15 protein-coding genes are annotated in these 15,659 nt (G+C 67.7%); 13 read left to right on the top strand and 2 right to left on the bottom strand.

The window, feature by feature from the left end; all coding sequences use genetic code 11:
• Nucleotides 1-59: 59 nt before the first annotated feature.
• The 9 genes from AC5P7R_RS06995 to AC5P7R_RS06955 all read left to right on the top strand — a co-directional run bounded on the left by AC5P7R_RS06995 (nt 60) and on the right by AC5P7R_RS06955 (nt 9,039).
• A complete protein-coding gene (locus tag AC5P7R_RS06995) occupies nt 60-689 on the top strand; it encodes a nucleotide-binding protein (protein WP_495213806.1) in 630 nt (209 codons plus the stop codon).
• Nucleotides 690-738: 49 nt separating this feature from the next.
• Nucleotides 739-1,215, top strand: a complete 477-nt coding sequence (locus AC5P7R_RS06990) for a SixA phosphatase family protein (RefSeq protein WP_019661948.1) — start codon at nt 739-741, stop codon at nt 1,213-1,215.
• 4 nt (nt 1,216-1,219) lie between these two features.
• Nucleotides 1,220-1,846 (top strand): YceI family protein, encoded by a 627-nt coding sequence (locus tag AC5P7R_RS06985; protein ID WP_019661947.1) that lies wholly within the window; start codon nt 1,220-1,222, stop codon nt 1,844-1,846.
• A complete protein-coding gene (locus AC5P7R_RS06980) occupies nt 1,843-3,894 on the top strand; it encodes a phospholipase D family protein (RefSeq protein WP_227852947.1) in 2,052 nt (683 codons plus the stop codon). The genes AC5P7R_RS06985 and AC5P7R_RS06980 overlap by 4 nt, the downstream gene beginning before the upstream one ends.
• Nucleotides 3,895-3,904: 10 nt before the next feature.
• Nucleotides 3,905-4,339 (top strand): hotdog fold thioesterase, encoded by a 435-nt coding sequence (locus AC5P7R_RS06975; RefSeq protein ID WP_021204081.1) that lies wholly within the window; start codon nt 3,905-3,907, stop codon nt 4,337-4,339.
• 121 nt (nt 4,340-4,460) lie between these two features.
• The gene (locus AC5P7R_RS06970; RefSeq protein WP_058980256.1) at nt 4,461-5,252 is read left to right on the top strand and encodes a lysophospholipid acyltransferase family protein; all 792 of its coding nucleotides are present in this window, start codon (nt 4,461-4,463) and stop codon (nt 5,250-5,252) included.
• Nucleotides 5,253-5,304: 52 nt separating this feature from the next.
• Nucleotides 5,305-6,294: a YheT family hydrolase gene (locus tag AC5P7R_RS06965; RefSeq protein WP_026347255.1), complete on the top strand. Its 990-nt coding sequence runs from the start codon at nt 5,305-5,307 to the stop codon at nt 6,292-6,294.
• Nucleotides 6,295-6,350: 56 nt separating this feature from the next.
• Nucleotides 6,351-8,420, top strand: a complete 2,070-nt coding sequence (locus tag AC5P7R_RS06960) for a tetratricopeptide repeat protein (protein ID WP_227852948.1) — start codon at nt 6,351-6,353, stop codon at nt 8,418-8,420.
• Between the two features lie 10 nt (nt 8,421-8,430).
• A complete protein-coding gene (locus AC5P7R_RS06955) occupies nt 8,431-9,039 on the top strand; it encodes a YbhB/YbcL family Raf kinase inhibitor-like protein (RefSeq protein ID WP_111097738.1) in 609 nt (202 codons plus the stop codon).
• Nucleotides 9,040-9,218: 179 nt separating this feature from the next.
• Here AC5P7R_RS06955 and AC5P7R_RS06950 read toward each other — a convergent pair whose 3' ends face one another.
• Nucleotides 9,219-10,043: an META and DUF4377 domain-containing protein gene (locus tag AC5P7R_RS06950; RefSeq protein WP_134729776.1), complete on the bottom strand. Its 825-nt coding sequence runs from the start codon at nt 10,041-10,043 to the stop codon at nt 9,219-9,221.
• Between the two features lie 73 nt (nt 10,044-10,116).
• Entirely contained in the window at nt 10,117-10,911 is a 795-nt protein-coding gene (locus tag AC5P7R_RS06945) for an undecaprenyl-diphosphate phosphatase (protein ID WP_111097740.1), read from the bottom strand.
• Between the two features lie 224 nt (nt 10,912-11,135).
• Here AC5P7R_RS06945 and glnA point away from each other — a divergent pair, with 224 nt between their 5' ends.
• The 4 genes from glnA to AC5P7R_RS06925 all read left to right on the top strand — a co-directional run bounded on the left by glnA (nt 11,136) and on the right by AC5P7R_RS06925 (nt 15,600).
• Nucleotides 11,136-12,545, top strand: coding sequence for a type I glutamate--ammonia ligase (glnA, locus tag AC5P7R_RS06940; protein ID WP_019661939.1), 1,410 nt, complete (start codon nt 11,136-11,138; stop codon nt 12,543-12,545).
• A 346-nt stretch (nt 12,546-12,891) separates the two neighbouring features.
• Complete coding sequence (locus AC5P7R_RS06935; protein WP_004134334.1) at nt 12,892-13,230, top strand: P-II family nitrogen regulator; 339 nt, start codon at nt 12,892-12,894, stop codon at nt 13,228-13,230.
• Nucleotides 13,231-13,252: 22 nt separating this feature from the next.
• Nucleotides 13,253-14,683, top strand: coding sequence for an ammonium transporter (gene amt, locus AC5P7R_RS06930; protein ID WP_021204076.1), 1,431 nt, complete (start codon nt 13,253-13,255; stop codon nt 14,681-14,683).
• A 170-nt stretch (nt 14,684-14,853) separates the two neighbouring features.
• Nucleotides 14,854-15,600 (top strand): N-acetylmuramoyl-L-alanine amidase, encoded by a 747-nt coding sequence (locus AC5P7R_RS06925; protein WP_478436139.1) that lies wholly within the window; start codon nt 14,854-14,856, stop codon nt 15,598-15,600.
• Nucleotides 15,601-15,659 lie beyond the last annotated feature (59 nt).

The raw sequence follows: 15,659 nt of genomic DNA, 5'->3' as shown, positions 1-15,659 counted from the left end.
TACCTCCCGTCACCATCGCCGGTGTACGCTCGGGGAACGTACCCGGAAGCGAGGCTGGCATGAAGACGATCCTGGTGGCCGGTTCCAAGGGCGGGGTGGGCAAGACCACCGTCGCCACCCACCTGGCCGCGTACGCGGCATTGCAGGGCGAGGCCACGGTGATTGCCGATGCCGACCCGCAGGGCTCCAGCACCCGCTGGGCACAACGCCGTGCCGGGCTGGAAAGTGCGGTGCTGCCGATCGACGTATATCGGAAGAAGCAGTGGGCGCAGAAGCTGCCCGACGGTACCGACACCGTCATCATCGATGCGCCGGCCGGCGCCCTGGCCGACGATATTCCCCATTTCCTCGACGCTGCCGACGCGGTGGTGGTGCCGGTGCTGCCCTCGGCGCTGGATATCGAAGCCATCGTCGGTTTCCTCAACAGCCTGGCCCAGAACCCGCGCGTGCACAGCCGCAAGCTGCCAGTGGGTCTGGTGCTCAACCGTACCAAGCCCTGGACCCAGACCTCGCAGCAGGCGCTGCAGATGCTGGGTGAATGGCCGTACCCGGTGGTCGCGCAGCTGCGCGACAGCCAGAGCTATGTGGTCATGACCGGCCTTGGCCGCAGCCTGTTCGACTACCGCTCGGCCCAGGTGCGCGAGCACCAGGCCGATTGGGAGCCGCTGCTGTCCTGGCTGAAGCTTTGATGCCTGCATCACCCTTCCTGCTGCATCCTCTTCTTCATGGAAACCCGCGATGCGTGAATTGATCCTGCTGCGCCATGCCCATGCCGAGCCGGCGACCCCCGGCCAGGCCGACCTCGACCGGCCGTTGTCGCCGGTGGGGCTGGCCGAAGCCGAAGCCGCCGGCAAGTGGCTGAAGGAGAACAACCTGCTGCCGGACTGCGTGCTGTGCTCGCCGGCGCGACGTACCCGTGAGACCCTGGAAGCGGTGATGACGGCCATCGGCTATGTCGAGAAGCGCCTGGAAGACCGGATCTACGAAGCCACCCCGGGCACCCTGGCGGCGCTGGTGGACGAGCGTCGCGACCTGGACCGGGTGCTGATCGTGGGCCACAACCCGGGCCTGGAGCAGCTGGTGGCCCTGATGACCGACGGCACCAGCAGCGACTACCGCGGCATGCCGCCGGCCGGCATTGCCGTGCTCGGCTTCCCGCGCGAGGCTTCGATCGAGCCGGGCGTGGCCAGCCTGAACGCGTTCTGGTGGCCGTGATCCAATGAGCCTGGCGCGGCGCAGCCGCTTTCTGCTGCCCGTGCTGCTGGCTTCCGGCGCGGCCTGGCCTGCCGCGCCTCCTCCGCCAACGCCAACGCCCCTGCCGCCGGTGGTCGCCGAAGCGCATCGGGTCCTGCGCCTGGACACCCAACGCTCGCAGATCGGTTTCGAGGTGCGCACCCGCTTCGGCCAGCGCATCGAAGGTGTGTTCCCGCACTTCGAGGGCCGCATCGAGATCCTCTCCGATGGCCGCCACCAGGTGCACCTCAAGATGTTCACGCGCTCGGTCGAGATCCCCGGCAAGGCGCGCTATACCGGCTGGATGCGCGGCGAGGAATTCTTCGACGCGGGCCGCCACCCGGTGGTCGAGTTCGACTCGCTGCCGTACTGGCCGGAGACCGTGGAAGAGGGGGGTGACATCAACGGCCGGCTGACCCTGCGCGGGGTCAGCCATCCCGAGAAACTGAGGGTGGAGAAGGCGGAGTGCGCCCGACCCGGCTATGATTGCGACGTCGTCAGCCGCGGTACCGTGCAGCGAGGCCGGTATGGAATGGACAGCTGGCAGCTTGCCTTGAGTGATCGTGTGACCTTCGTATTGCGAGCGCGCCTGAGCGAGGCGCCGAAACCGTGAACCTCCTGCTGCGTGTACTGGCGCTGGCAACCGTGTTGCTGGGCAGCGGTTGTGCATCGCTGTCCAATACCGAGCGCGACCGCGCCGAAGCGATCGCCGTGCAGGCGCGCTCGACCCAGGTCGACTGCCAGCGCGCCGACCGCTGCGCACAGGACTCGCCGCTGCGGGCGCTGGCCGGCCGGGCGTTCACCGAATCCACCCCGGAGCAGCCGCGCCACTACGCCACCCTGCTGGACGAGGGAGAAGGCGCCCTGGTGGCGCGGCTGAACCTGTTGCGCAGCGCCACCCGCAGCATCGACCTGCAGACCTACATCTTCGACAAGGACGACAGCGCCCGGCTGGTCATCGACGAACTGCTGGCTGCATCGCGGCGCGGGGTGAAGGTGCGGGTGCTGATCGACCAGCTCTCGGCGATCTCCGACCTGCAGATCCTCGGCGCGCTGTCCGGCGCCCACCAGAACTTCCAGCTGCGGGTCTACAACCCGACGTTCGGCAAGGCCCGGCTGAATTACTTCGACTATGCCGGCAGCGTGCTGTGCTGCTTCCGGCGCTTCAACCAGCGCATGCACAACAAGCTGCTGGTGATCGACGACGCAATCGGCGTGGTCGGAGGCCGCAACTACCAGGACGACTACTACGACTGGGACCGCGAGTACAACTTCCGCGACCGCGACGTGCTGATTGCCGGCCCCGAGGCGCGTGCGATGGCGGCCAACTTCGATGCCTTCTGGCGTGCCCAGCGCAGCGTGCCGGCCGAGCGCCTGAATGATGTCGGCCGCACCCTGCTGCGCGAGGGCGTGCCGGCGCTGCCCCCCGCCACGTTCCGCCGCCCGGAACGGGTGCAGCGGGTCAGTGCCGAAGCCAATGACATGGACTTCGTCACCCGTTCCTTCGTGGATACCGCGCTGCCGGTGGCCTCGGTGCGCTATGTCGCCGACCTGCCGCGCAAGCACCGGCGCGAGAAGGCCGATGCCCCGCTGGCCGGCCAGCACGTGACCGAGCCCCAGCTGGATGCGCTCATTGCCGGTGCGCAGAAGGAAGTGATCCTGCAGACGCCGTACCTCGTACTGTCCAAGCCGGCGCAGAAGCTGTTCCGCGAGCTGCGCAAGCGCCCGCAGCCACCGCGCGTGGTGGTGTCGAGCAACAGCCTGGCGGCCACCGACAATCCCATCGTGTATGCGCTGTCGTACAAGTACAAGCGGCGCAACATGCGCGAACTGGGCTTCAACATCTTCGAATACAAGCCGTTCCCGCTGGATGCGCCGGTTGATTACCGCAACCTGCTGCCCGACCCGATCGCCGCCCCCGGGGCAGACGACGACGGCGGCCGCAACCCGCTGATCGGCGGCAGCGCCGCCGGCAGCAATGCCGGGGGGGGCAGCGAGGGGAACCGGGCAACAACGCGCAGGCAGGCAGTGGTGAATCATCCGCGTACCGGCAGTGCCTACCAGAACGCGCGCGAACGCCGCCGCGCGGCCGGCAGCGAGGTGGAAACGCGCCTGCTGCGCACCGAAACGCGGCCCTCGTTCCTGGGCAGCAAGGCGGTCAACAAGCCATTGCCGGTCACCCGCAAGGGCGCGCGCATGGGCCTGCACGCCAAGTCGCTGGTGGTCGACCGCCGCATCGGCGTGGTCGGCACCCACAACTTCGATCCGCGCAGCGAGAACTACAACACCGAAGGCGCGGTGATCATCGATGATCCGGTGTTTGCCGAGCAGCTGGCCGAGAGCATCCTGCGCGATACCCATCCGCAGAACTCCTGGACGGTGGCGCCGCGGGCCAAGCCGCCGGTGCTGTCGGGGCTGAACTACAGCGTCGGCAAAGCCTCCGAAGCGCTGCCGATCCTCGACTTCTGGCCATGGCGCTATGCCACCGACTACGAGTTCAAGCCCGGCCCGGACTGCCCGCAGCCGCTGCCACGGCAGGACCCGGAGTTCCATCGCTGCTACGTTGCCGTCGGCGACTTCCCCGAAGTCAACGTCGGCCCGAAGTGGCTGCTGGTGCGCATGCTGACCGCATTCGGTGCCGGCCTCGTTCCCATTCTCTGAAGGTGACCGCATGACCCAGGTGTTCCGCGAAGCCGTTTCCCTCGAGCAGCTCAATGCGCTCAGCCGCAACACGGCGATCGAATCCCTGGGCATCGTCTTCAGCGCAGCGGGCGAAGACTGGCTGCAGGCCACCATGCCGGTGGACCAGCGCACCCGCCAGCCCTACGGCATCCTGCACGGCGGGGCCTCGGTGGTGCTGGCCGAGACGCTGGGCAGCAGCGCCGGCAACCTGTGCGTGGATACCGCAAAGCAGGTCTGCGTGGGCCTGGAGATCAATGCCAACCACGTGCGGGCGGTGCGCTCGGGGATTGTCACCGGCACTGCCCGCGCACTGCATGTGGGCCGCAGCACCCAGCTGTGGGAGATCCGCATCGAGGACGAGCAGGGTCGCCTGGTATGCATTTCGCGGCTGACCCTGGCGGTGGTGGCGGCCGGCCACGGTTGAGCCCCCGGTCGGGCGTGTTGACGACGGCAGAACCCAGCGTTCCCCACCGATTGCCCCGGTCAATGGCGGTTATGGCCTAAATCGGCTGGCAGCTGCTGCGACGCTCCGGTATCGTGCGCGGATGACTTCCCCCACTCCGGCCCCCCGTGGCGGCGTGGCGCGTGTGTGCCGTTACCTGTACCGCGTACCGCTGCTGTTGGTCCACATCACCGTGTTCCTGCCGCTGATCCTGATCGGCATGCTTCCGCCGTGGGGCGAGCTGCGCGTGGGCGAGGATACCTTCGGGGCGAAGGTGGTGAACTGGTGGCAGGGGGGCCTGATGTGGATCTTCGGCTTCCGCCTGGTGCAGATGGGCGCGCCGCTGCCCGGTGCCGTGCTGTTCGTGGCCAACCATGTCAGCTGGGTGGACATCTGCATCCTGCACAGCCAGCGCATGATGGGCTTCGTCGCCAAGCGCGAAATCGCCAGCTGGCCCCTGGTCGGCTGGCTCGCTGCGCGCGGGCAGACCATCTTCCACCAGCGTGGCAACACCGAGTCGCTGGGCGGGGTGATGCAGGTGATGGCCGATCGCCTGCGTGGCGGCAAGGCAGTGGGCGTGTTCCCGGAAGGGCGCACCCGCGGTGGCCACGAAGTGGGGCCGTTCCATGCCCGCATCTTCCAGGCCGCGGTTGAAACCGGCGTTCCGGTGCAGCCGGTGGCGCTGGTCTATGGGCTCAAGGGTGACGCACAGACCATCGTGGCATTCGGCCCCGGCGAGAGCTTCTTCGCCAATTTCCTGCGCCTGCTCGGTGAGCCGGCGCGGCGTGCGGAAGTGCACTTCCTGGCACCGATCGGTGCACAGGACCTGGAAGGCCGTCGGCGCATCGCGGAGACCTCGCGCGCGCGCATCGTGGCGGCCATGAGCACCGGTTGAGGGCACGGTGGCCCTGGTTCCGCCACCTGTCCTGGACGCCGGTACGCCGACGTTGCATGCGGCTGACTACCAGCCGCCGCGCTGGCTGCGCAACCCGCACCTGCAGTCGATGCTCAGCTCCAGCCGCATGCGCCTGCAGCGCGGCCTGCTGCTGCTGGCGGCCACCGGCGCGGTCAGCGAAGAGCTGATCCTCGACGGCGGCGATGGCGTGCGCCTGCAGGGCTGGCACAGCCATGTCGAAGGCCGCGAACCCAAGGGCATGGCCCTGCTGCTGCATGGCTGGGAGGGCAGTGCCGAATCCAGCTACATGCGCATGGCGGCCGCGCGCATGATCGAACAGGGTTTCGATGTCGTGCGCCTGAACTTCCGCGACCACGGCAACACCCATCACCTGAACCCCGGCATCTTCCACTCCAACCTGATCGATGAAGTGGTGCATGCCGCAGGAGACATCGCCCAGCGCTGGCCGCAGCTGCCGCTGGTGGCGGCCGGCTACTCACTGGGCGGCAATTTCGTGCTGCGCCTGGCCCTGCGCGCGCCGGCCGCCGGCGTGCCGCTGCTGCGCGTGGCCTCGGTGTGCCCGGTGCTGGACCCGGGGCTGACCATGGAGAGCATCGAGAATGGTCCGGCAATGTACGATTGGTACTTCCGACGCAAATGGGCCGGCTCGCTGCGCCGCAAGCGCGATCTGTTCCCCGAGCTGAGCGACTGCGACGACCGCGTGTTGAAGCTGGATATCCGTGCGCTGACCGCCTGGTTGGTTGAACGGCATACCAGCTTTGGCTCGCTGCAGGCCTATTTCGATGGCTACTCGATTGCCGGTGACCGCCTGTCGGCCCTGCAGGTGCCGGCCGACATCCTGATGGCGCAGGACGACCCGGTGATCCCCTATGCGACCTTCAGCGACTGGCAGCTGCCGCGCCACGCGCGCCTGGAGACCGCCTGCTGGGGAGGCCACTGCGGTTTCCTGGAAAACTGGCGGGGCGACGGCTTCTCCGAACGGTGGGTGGCGCAGCGCCTGCAGCGGGTGCTGGCGGGCTGAACCGGCACCGGCGCGTGGACCGCTACAATGCGGGTTTGCACTCGAACCGGACCGCCATGCAAGACCAGATCATCCAAGCGTTGCGCCAGAACCAGGCCGACCAGGCCGTGCAGCTGGCCCAGGCGTGGACCCGTGACGAACCCGGCCAGGCCGGGGCCCACCGCTGGCTGGCGCTTGCGCTGCAGCAGCAGGGCAAGGCCGAAGATGCCATGGAGGCCCTGCAGCAGGCATTGCAGCTGGCCCCCGATGATGCCCAGCTGCACCTGCAGCACGCTGGCCTGCTGCTTGCCCTGCGCCAGTACCAGGGCGCGGACGAGGCACTGGCGCGCACCACCGGCCTCGACCCGAATTCCTTCGCCGCCTACCTGATGCAGGCGCACCTGGCGGTTGGCCGCAATGACTTCGACGAGGCACAACGCCTGTCCACCCTGGCCTCGCGCGTGGAGCCGGACCACCCCGAGCTGCTGACCATCGACGGCATGATCGCGCTGCGCCGCGATGACCCGGACCGTGCGCTGGTGCTGCTGTCGGCAGCCAACAAGGCCCAGCCGAATGACACCCGCGTGCTCTATGCGCTGGGCTTTGCCTACCTTGGCAAGGACATGCTGGCATTCGCCGAGCAGGCGTTCCGCCGCGTGCTGGAACTGAACCCGGCCATCAGCTCGCTGCATGGCCTGGTGGTGCAGCTGGCGCTGCGCCAGGGCAACGTGCCGGCGGCGGCCGAAGCCATGGAGGTGGCCCTGCGGCAGCCGGAGCTGGACGTGCCGGCGATGCGGCGCCTGGCCGGTGAGCTGGCGTTGCGCAACGGCCAGCCGCTGCAGGCGCTGGACCATCTGCTGCCCTTGCTGGAAGCGATCCCCGATGACCGCCAGCTGCTGCAGCTGCTGCTGATGTCCTGGCAGCGCCTTGGCCGCGAAGACGAGGCGCGTGCACGCCTCGACGCTGCCCTGGAGCAGCACCCGCAGCTGCGTGACCTGTGGCTGGCGCGCCTGGCCGTGGAAGAAGTTGGCAGCCCCGCTGCCGCGGCGACCGTTGAACGCTGGATGGACGCCATGCCGGGCCACCTGCCGGCGCTGGAAGCACGCCTGCGCCTGCACGACATGGTGGGCGAGCACGAGCAGGCCGAAGCCATTGCCGAGCGTATCGTCAGCATTGAACCGGGGCGTGTCAGTGGCGAAACCCGCCTGGTTGAAGGGTTGCTGCAGCGTGATCCGCCTGCTGCAGTGGCCCGCGTGCAGGCGCTGGTCGAGCAGGCGCCGGAAGCGCATCGCGCCGATCTGCGCACCTGGATGGGCGAGATCCAGGACCGTGCCGGCCAGCCGCAGGAGGCCCTGCGTACCTGGCTGTCGCTGCAGGCCGACCAGGCCCCGCAACGCCTGCCGCTGCCACCGCAGGCCAAGTCTCCGCCAAGCTGGCCGGAGAAGGGTGAGATTGACGGCAACACCAGTTCCGCGCCGATCTTCCTCTGGGGCGCGCCGGGCTCGGGCGTGGAGCGCGTGGCGACCGGCCTGGCGGCCGCCAGCCCGGTGCTGCGCAGCGACCGCTACACCAGCAACCCGCCCGACGATGCGTTCCAGAACTACAACACGCTGCAGGATCTCGCTTCGGGCGTACTGACGCCGGAGCGGCTGGTGCAGCGTTGGCGCGAACAGCTGCCGGCGCGTGGCCTGCAGAGCGATACCGTCATCGACTGGCTGCTGTGGTGGGACAACGCCCTGCTGTGGGCGTTGCGCCCGCAGCTGCCGCAGGGGCGACTGGTGCTGGTGCTGCGTGATCCGCGCGACATGCTGCTGGACTGGGTGGCCTACGGTGCCGCCGCGCCGCTGGCGATGACCTCGCTGGCCGAAGCCAGTGAATGGCTGACCCGCGCGCTGAACCAGATTGCCACGCTGCATGAGGACGACCTGTACCCCCACGTGCTGCTGCGCATCGACCAGGTCGGCAACGATCCGCAGGCGATGGCCGAACTGCTGGGCCGCCTGTTCGAGCGGCCGATGCCGCCGGCGGCGCAGTTGGGCGCGCCGCGCTTCCCGCCCGGCCACTGGCGCAACTACCGCGACGTGATGAGCGCCGCCTTCGCCCAGCTCACCCCGGTTGCGGTGCGCCTGGGTTACCCGGAAGAGTGAGGAGATCCTGATGCAGCTGACCAGTAACAGCCTGACCAATGGCGCACCGATTGATCGTGAGTTCGCCGCCGGCGATGCCAATGGTTTTGCGCCCGACCGCAACCCGCACCTGGCCTGGAGCGGGGCGCCGGCCGGCACCCGTTCGTTCCTGCTGGTATGCGTGGACCCGGACGTACCGACCGTGCCGGAGACGGTTGGCCGCAGCGACATGAGCGTGCCGCGCGACCAGCCGCGCTGCGATTTCGTGCACTGGGTGATGGCCGATATCCCGGCCACGGTGCAGGAGATCGCCGCTGGCAGCTGCAGCGACGGCTTCGTGGTGAAGGGCAAGACCACCCCGGCCGGCCCGGCGGGCAGCCATCAGGGCCTGAACGACTTCACCGGCTGGTTTGCGGGCAACCCGGACATGGCCGGTGACTACCTGGGCTATGACGGCCCGTATCCGCCGTTCAACGACGAGCGCATGCACCGCTATTTCTTCCGGGTATTCGCGCTGGACGTGGCGTCGCTGGACCTGCCGCAGCGTTTCAGCGCCGCCGACGCGTACCGCGCCATGCACGGCCACGTGCTGGCCGAAGCCGCACTGCACGGCACCTACACGTTGAACCCGGCGCTGTAACCGCAACCCCGGTAGCGCCGGCCGTGGGCCGGCGTTGCTTTCGGTAGCGTCGAGCCATGCTCGGCTGCTTTTCCCGATAGACAGCAGCCGAGCATGGGCTCGGCTCTACAACGCACAACGAAGAAGGGCGGCCTCGCGGCCGCCCTTCAAGTGCCAGCCGACTAACAGTCGGCTCTACATCACTTCTCGACGGCCGACTCGACCACCATGTCCAGCACGTACGCCTGCGACGGCGCATCGGCCGGCGGGTTCTTCACCTCGTAGCGCTTCACGCGCACCACGTTGCGCACGCCGTCTTCGTGGGTGTAGCCCTCGATGGTGCCGTAGAAGTTCTCGAACTTGCCCGGCTCGCCCTGCTTCAGGCCCTTGTCGTCGAACTTCACTTCACGCACCTGCAGGCACTGGTAGTCCGGGATCAGCGGGTGCGAGCACTTCTCGGTCTTCGCGGCCACTTCCAGGAACACGGTTTCGCCGGCGCCGCCGTAACGGGTTTCAGCGGTCGGTTCCGGGTTGAAGACCAGCGTGTCGCCCTTGGCGTTGGTCAGGGTCAGCTTGCCATCGGCATCCTGCTCGGCCTTCAGTTCGCCCTGCAGGCGGCTCGACACGGCCTCGTCCAGCGCCATCAGCGCCTTGTCGGTGCAGGCCATCATGGTCGAGGCCATCGCGCTGACGGCCAGCTTGCCAGCGTCGAAGGTGTAACCACCGCCCATGCGGTTGCAGGTGTTGCTGACCGACAGGCGGCCGTCAGCGAAGTCGAGGGTGACCGGCTTGTCCTGGCGGGCGAACAGCGCGTCGATGCGCTTGCCGTCGGCGCCGGTGGCCTGCTGCAGCAGCCAGTGCTGGCTCTGCAGGCGCTGCGCGTCCAGATGCGCCAGCGTCTGCTGGTCCGCTGCCTTGGCCGCGGCCGGGGCCACGTCATCGCCGCCGGTGCCGGCCGGGGCCGGGGTCTGGCTGCACGCGGCCATCAGGGCCAGCGGGAGGAGCAGGGTGAGCTTGCGGTTCATGGTGATTCTCCTTGGGGAACCGTGGGGGAAACGGGGTGGAGCCGGCATTGGGGTTACCGTGCCCCGGTGCTGTTCAGCTGCCGGAGGGCAACCACAGCAGCAGCGCCGCGCCCAGCGCGATGCGGTAGAGGGCGAAGGCCGTGAACCTGTGCGACTTGATGTAGCCCATCAGCCACTTCACTACGACGAAGCCGGTGACGGCCGCGGCAAGGAAGGCCACGCCCACCTCGGTCCAGTTCTCGCTGCCCAGCTGCCCGTCCCTGGCCAGTTCCAGGAAAGTGTAGGCACTGGCGGCGAACATGGTGGGAATGCCGACCAGGAACACGAATTCGGCCGCCGCCGCGCGGCGGCTCAGGCCCAGCAGCATGGCCAGGAAGATCGCCGAGGCCGAGCGCGAGGTACCGGGGAACACGCCTGCCACCACCTGCGCCAGGCCGACGCCGATCGCCACGGTCCAGGTCACCTGGTCGCGGTCAGGCAGGCGCGCGGTGTAGGCCTCCACCAGCAGCATCCAGACACCGCCGATGATCAGCGCCCAGGCCACAGGACTGACCGTCTCCGGCAGCGACCAGCCGGCTTTGCGTACCACCAGGCCGACCACGGCGGTGACCAGGAACGCAGCGCCCAGCTTGAATACATACTCCCGGTTCTCACGCTGGTTGAAGCCGGTGGCCAGCTGCAGCAGGCGCTGGCGGAACACCAGCACCACCGCGACGATCGCGCCGGCTTGGATGACGATGTTGAAGAAGTCCGAGCGGGCACCCAGCCAGTGCTGGGCAATGAGCAGATGGCCGGTGCTGGAGATCGGCAGGAATTCGGTCAAGCCTTCGAGGATGCCCAGCAGCAGGGCAGAGAGCAGGTCGGACATGGACGGTGCGGGCACGCGCGGCAGGAAGGAAGAAGGTCGAGAGGATAGACGATCCCTGCTGCACCAAACGGGTGCGCCTGCTGCCGACTGCACCCGTTTGGTGCGCGCTGTCCCGCACCGGTGCGGGGCGGGCTTAGGGAAATCAACGACTTGCGGGTCGCAAAAAGTTGGCACGGTCATTGCTGTACCTCAGCAGGCATTCATCCCCATCCGAGGTCGTACCGATGTCCGTGGAAAACGTTGAGAAGCTGATCAAGGACAACCAGATCGAATTCGTCGATCTGCGTTTCGTGGACATGCGTGGCGTCGAGCAGCACGTCACCTTCCCGGTCAGCATCGTCGAGCCGTCGCTGTTCGAAGAAGGCAAGATGTTCGACGGCAGCTCGATCGCCGGCTGGAAGGGCATCAACGAATCGGACATGGTGCTGCTGCCGGACCCGTCCAGCGCCTACGTCGATCCGTTCTACGCCGATCCGACCCTGGTGATCAGCTGTGACATCCTCGATCCGGCCACCATGCAGGCCTATGGCCGCTGCCCGCGCGGCATCGCCAAGCGTGCCGAGGCCTACCTGAAGTCCTCCGGCATCGCTGAAACCGCGTTCTTCGGCCCGGAGCCGGAATTCTTCATCTTCGACTCGGTCCGTTTCGCCAACGAAATGGGCAACACCTTCTTCAAGGTCGACTCGGAAGAAGCGGCATGGAACAGCGGCGCCAAGTATGACGGCGCCAACAGCGGCTACCGTCCCGGCGTGAAGGGCGGCTACTTCCCGGTTCCGCCGACCGACACCCTGCACGACCTGCGCGCCGAGATGTGCAAGACCCTCGAACAGGTCGGCATCGAAGTGGAAGTGCAGCATCACGAAGTGGCCACCGCCGGCCAGTGCGAGATCGGCACCAAGTTCAGCACCCTGGTGCAGAAGGCCGACGAGCTGCTGCGCATGAAGTACGTCATCAAGAACGTCGCGCATCGCAACGGCAAGACTGTCACCTTCATGCCCAAGCCGATCGTTGGTGACAACGGCAGCGGCATGCATGTGCACCAGTCGCTGTCCAAGGGCGGCACCAACCTGTTCTCCGGTGACGGCTACGGTGGCCTGAGCCAGCTGGCGCTGTGGTACATCGGCGGCATCTTCAAGCACGCCAAGGCCATCAATGCCTTCGCCAACTCGGGCACCAACAGCTACAAGCGCCTGGTGCCGGGCTTCGAGGCGCCGGTGATGCTGGCCTACTCGGCCCGCAACCGTTCGGCCTCGTGCCGCATTCCGTGGGTGTCCAATCCGAAGGCGCGCCGCATCGAAATGCGCTTCCCCGACCCGATCCAGTCCGGCTACCTGACCTTCACCGCGCTGATGATGGCCGGCCTGGACGGCATCAAGAACCAGATCGACCCGGGTGCACCGAGCGACAAGGACCTGTACGACCTGCCGCCGGAGGAAGAGAAGCTGATCCCGCAGGTCTGCTCCTCGCTGGACCAGGCGCTGGAAGCGCTGGACAAGGACCGCGAGTTCCTGAAGGCCGGTGGCGTGATGAGCGATGACTTCATCGACGGCTACATCGCGCTGAAGATGCAGGAAGTGACCAAGTTCCGCGCGGCCACCCACCCGCTGGAATACCAGCTGTACTACGCCAGCTGACCGGATGCGATGGCGGTGGGCTTCCCCTCCCACCCGCCGCCATCGCTTCTGTTCTCGCGGCTGGGGAGCCGCAAGGCGGCCGCAGGCCCGCCGTTGTAGAGCGGACTGTCAGTCCGCTGCATTGGAACGCGGGCCTTTGGCCCGCTTATCCAGGGGCAAGAGAAAGACCGGATACGCGACCAGGGCCGCCCTCCCTCCCGCGTCGGTCGTGCAAGGAGAGAGCCACGGCCGTCCCGGCCCTGTACGTGTCCGGTGCAACAGCCACGGTCATCATCCTGATGACCCGTGGTTGCCTGATGCCAACGCGCGCTGGCGCGCTGGCCCCATCCACCCTCGGGACATGCGCATGAAACTGATCTCCGCCATCATCCGACCGTTCAAGCTCGACGAGGTCCGCGAGGCCCTGTCCGATGCAGGCGTGTCGGGCATCACCGTGACCGAAGTGAAAGGTTTCGGTCGCCAGAAGGGCCACACCGAGCTGTATCGCGGTGCCGAGTACGTTGTCGACTTCCTGCCCAAGATCAAGATCGAAACCGTCGTCACCGACGAACGTGCCGACGCGGTGATCGAAGCGATCCAGTCGTCTGCCGGCACCGGCAAGATCGGTGACGGCAAGATCTTCGTGACCGCTGTCGAGCAGGTCATCCGCATCCGCACCGGCGAAATCGGCGCCGACGCGCTGTAAGCCCCCTTCCGGAGACTCCCCCATGAAGATGCGCCTTCTCACCGGGTGGCAAGCCCGGTTCCATCTGGTGTGCCTGTTGATGCTGCTCAGCGCGCTGGCCGCTGGTGCCTGGCCGGGCAGCGCCCACGCCCAGGCACAGGTGTCGCCGCTGCCGAGCGAAACCGTGGCGGTCGAGCCGCTGCACGATCCGGCCGCCACCGCCGCCGCGCCGGCCGTGGCCGAAGCGGCCGCTGCCTATGATCGTGGCGACGTCGCCTGGATGCTCACCTCCACCCTGCTGGTGCTGTTGATGGTGGTTCCAGGCCTGGCCCTGTTCTATGGCGGCCTGGTGCGTTCGAAGAACGTGCTGTCGGTGCTCAGCCAGATCCTGGTGGTGTTCTCGCTGGTGCTGCTGCTGTGGGTGGCCTATGGCTACAGTGCGGTGTTCAGCGCCGGCAATCCGTTCTTCGGCTCGTTCACCGAATTCGCCTTCCTCAAGGGCTTCACTCCGGAGTCGGTGGGCAATACGCCGATCAAGGGCCTGCCGGATTACCTGTTCGTCGCCTTCCAGTCGACCTTCGCCGGCATCACCACCGCGCTGATCGTCGGTGCCTTCGCCGAGCGCATCAAGTTCCGTGCGGTACTGCTGTTCTCGGCACTGTGGTTCACCCTCAGCTACATCCCGATGGCGCACATCGTCTGGGGCGGCGGCTACCTGGGTGAACTGGGCGCGATCGACTTCGCCGGTGGCACCGTGGTCCACATCAATGCGGGCGTGGCCGGCCTGGTCGGCGCGTGGTTCGTCGGCAAGCGCCTGGGCTACGGCCAGACCGCGCTGAAGCCGCACAACGTACCGTTTACCTACATCGGCGCCATGCTGCTGTGGGTAGGCTGGTTCGGCTTCAACGCCGGTTCCGCCGCCGCCGCCGATACGGTGGCCTCGCTGGCCTTCCTCAATACCGTGCTGGCCACCGCCGCCGCCGTGCTCGGCTGGACCCTGGTGGAAGCGATCGGCAAGGGCAAGCCGTCGGCGCTGGGTGCAGCCTCGGGTGCGGTGGCCGGCCTGGTCGGCATCACCCCGGCCTGTGGCACGGTCGGCCCGCTTGGCGCGATCGTGATCGGCTTCGTCGCCGGCGTGATCTGCGTGTGGGGCGTGACTGGCCTCAAGCGCCTGCTGAAGGTGGACGACACCGCCGACGTGTTCGGTGTGCATGGTGTCGGCGGCATCGTCGGCGCGATCCTCACCGGCGTGTTCAGCGCGCAGTCGCTGGGCGGCACCAAGGCCGATCTGGATATCGGCCACCAGGTGTGGGTGCAGGTGGTCAGCGTCGGCCTGACCGTGCTGTGGTCGGCGGTGGTGACCGCGGCCATCCTGCTGCTGGTAAAGGTCGTGGTGGGCCTGCGCGTGACCGAAGAGGCCGAACGCACCGGCCTGGATGTCACCTCGCACGGCGAGTCTGCCTACGAGGCCTGAGGTAGCGGCGTACTGACGTGGTGGGTGCCGACCGTTGGTCGGCACTTCCCCTGTCCTGGTTCTGGTAGGTGCCAAGCTTGGGTCGGCACTCCGCTTTGACTAGGTGGGTACCGACCGTTGGTCGGTACCGCGTCATGCACCGTCGCGCGCGATCGCGCACAATCAAACGCATGCACCCGATCCGCACCCCCCTGATGCTCTCGGCCTGCCTGTTGCTGGCCGCCTGCGCTTCCACGCCACGGGAAACGCGCAACCCGCTCGCCACGTGGGTGCCGTCGCCCAACCAGAACGCGCGCACGCCGGTCATCATCGTCATCCACCACACCGAGCAGAAGTCTGTGCAGCAGAGCCTGCATACGCTGCGTACCGCCAACAGCGGTGGACCGGTCAGCGCGCACTACCTGATCGGCGCCGATGGCCATCGCTACCAGCTCGTCGCCGATGAGCGCCGTGCCTGGCATGCCGGCGCCGGGCGATGGGGCACCATCACCGATCTCAACTCGGCCTCGATCGGCATCGAGCTCGACAACGATGGCCGCAGCCCGTTCAGTGCGGCGCAGATCGAATCGCTGATCGTGCTGCTGCGTGACCTCACCACCCGCCTGAACATCCCGCCGCGCCAGGTGATCGCCCACGCCGACCTGGCACCGACGCGCAAGCAGGATCCGAGCCGCTTCTTCCCGTGGCAACAGCTGGCCGAGGCCGGCTTCGGCGTGTGGCCGCGCGCGGCCGACGGCGCGGCACCGGAAGGCTTCGACGCGTGGAATGCGCTGGCCCGCTTCGGCTATCCACTGGACAACCGAGAAGCCACCGTCGCCGCCTTCCACCGCCGTTTCCGTGGCCGCGACGACCTGCCCAAGGCGCTGGATGCCGAGGACGCCCGCATCCTGCATTCGTTGCTGCTGCAGATGCCGTGACTCCGCGCATGAACGCTTGACCCCGCGCCGGGTTGCCGCCCAGCGGCCGGCCCGCCACC

The organism is Stenotrophomonas sp. YJH_SMC_27, assembly GCF_059369815.1.
The sequence above is the reverse complement of the archived record's forward strand: the minus strand, read 5'-3'. Positions and strand labels throughout refer to the sequence as shown.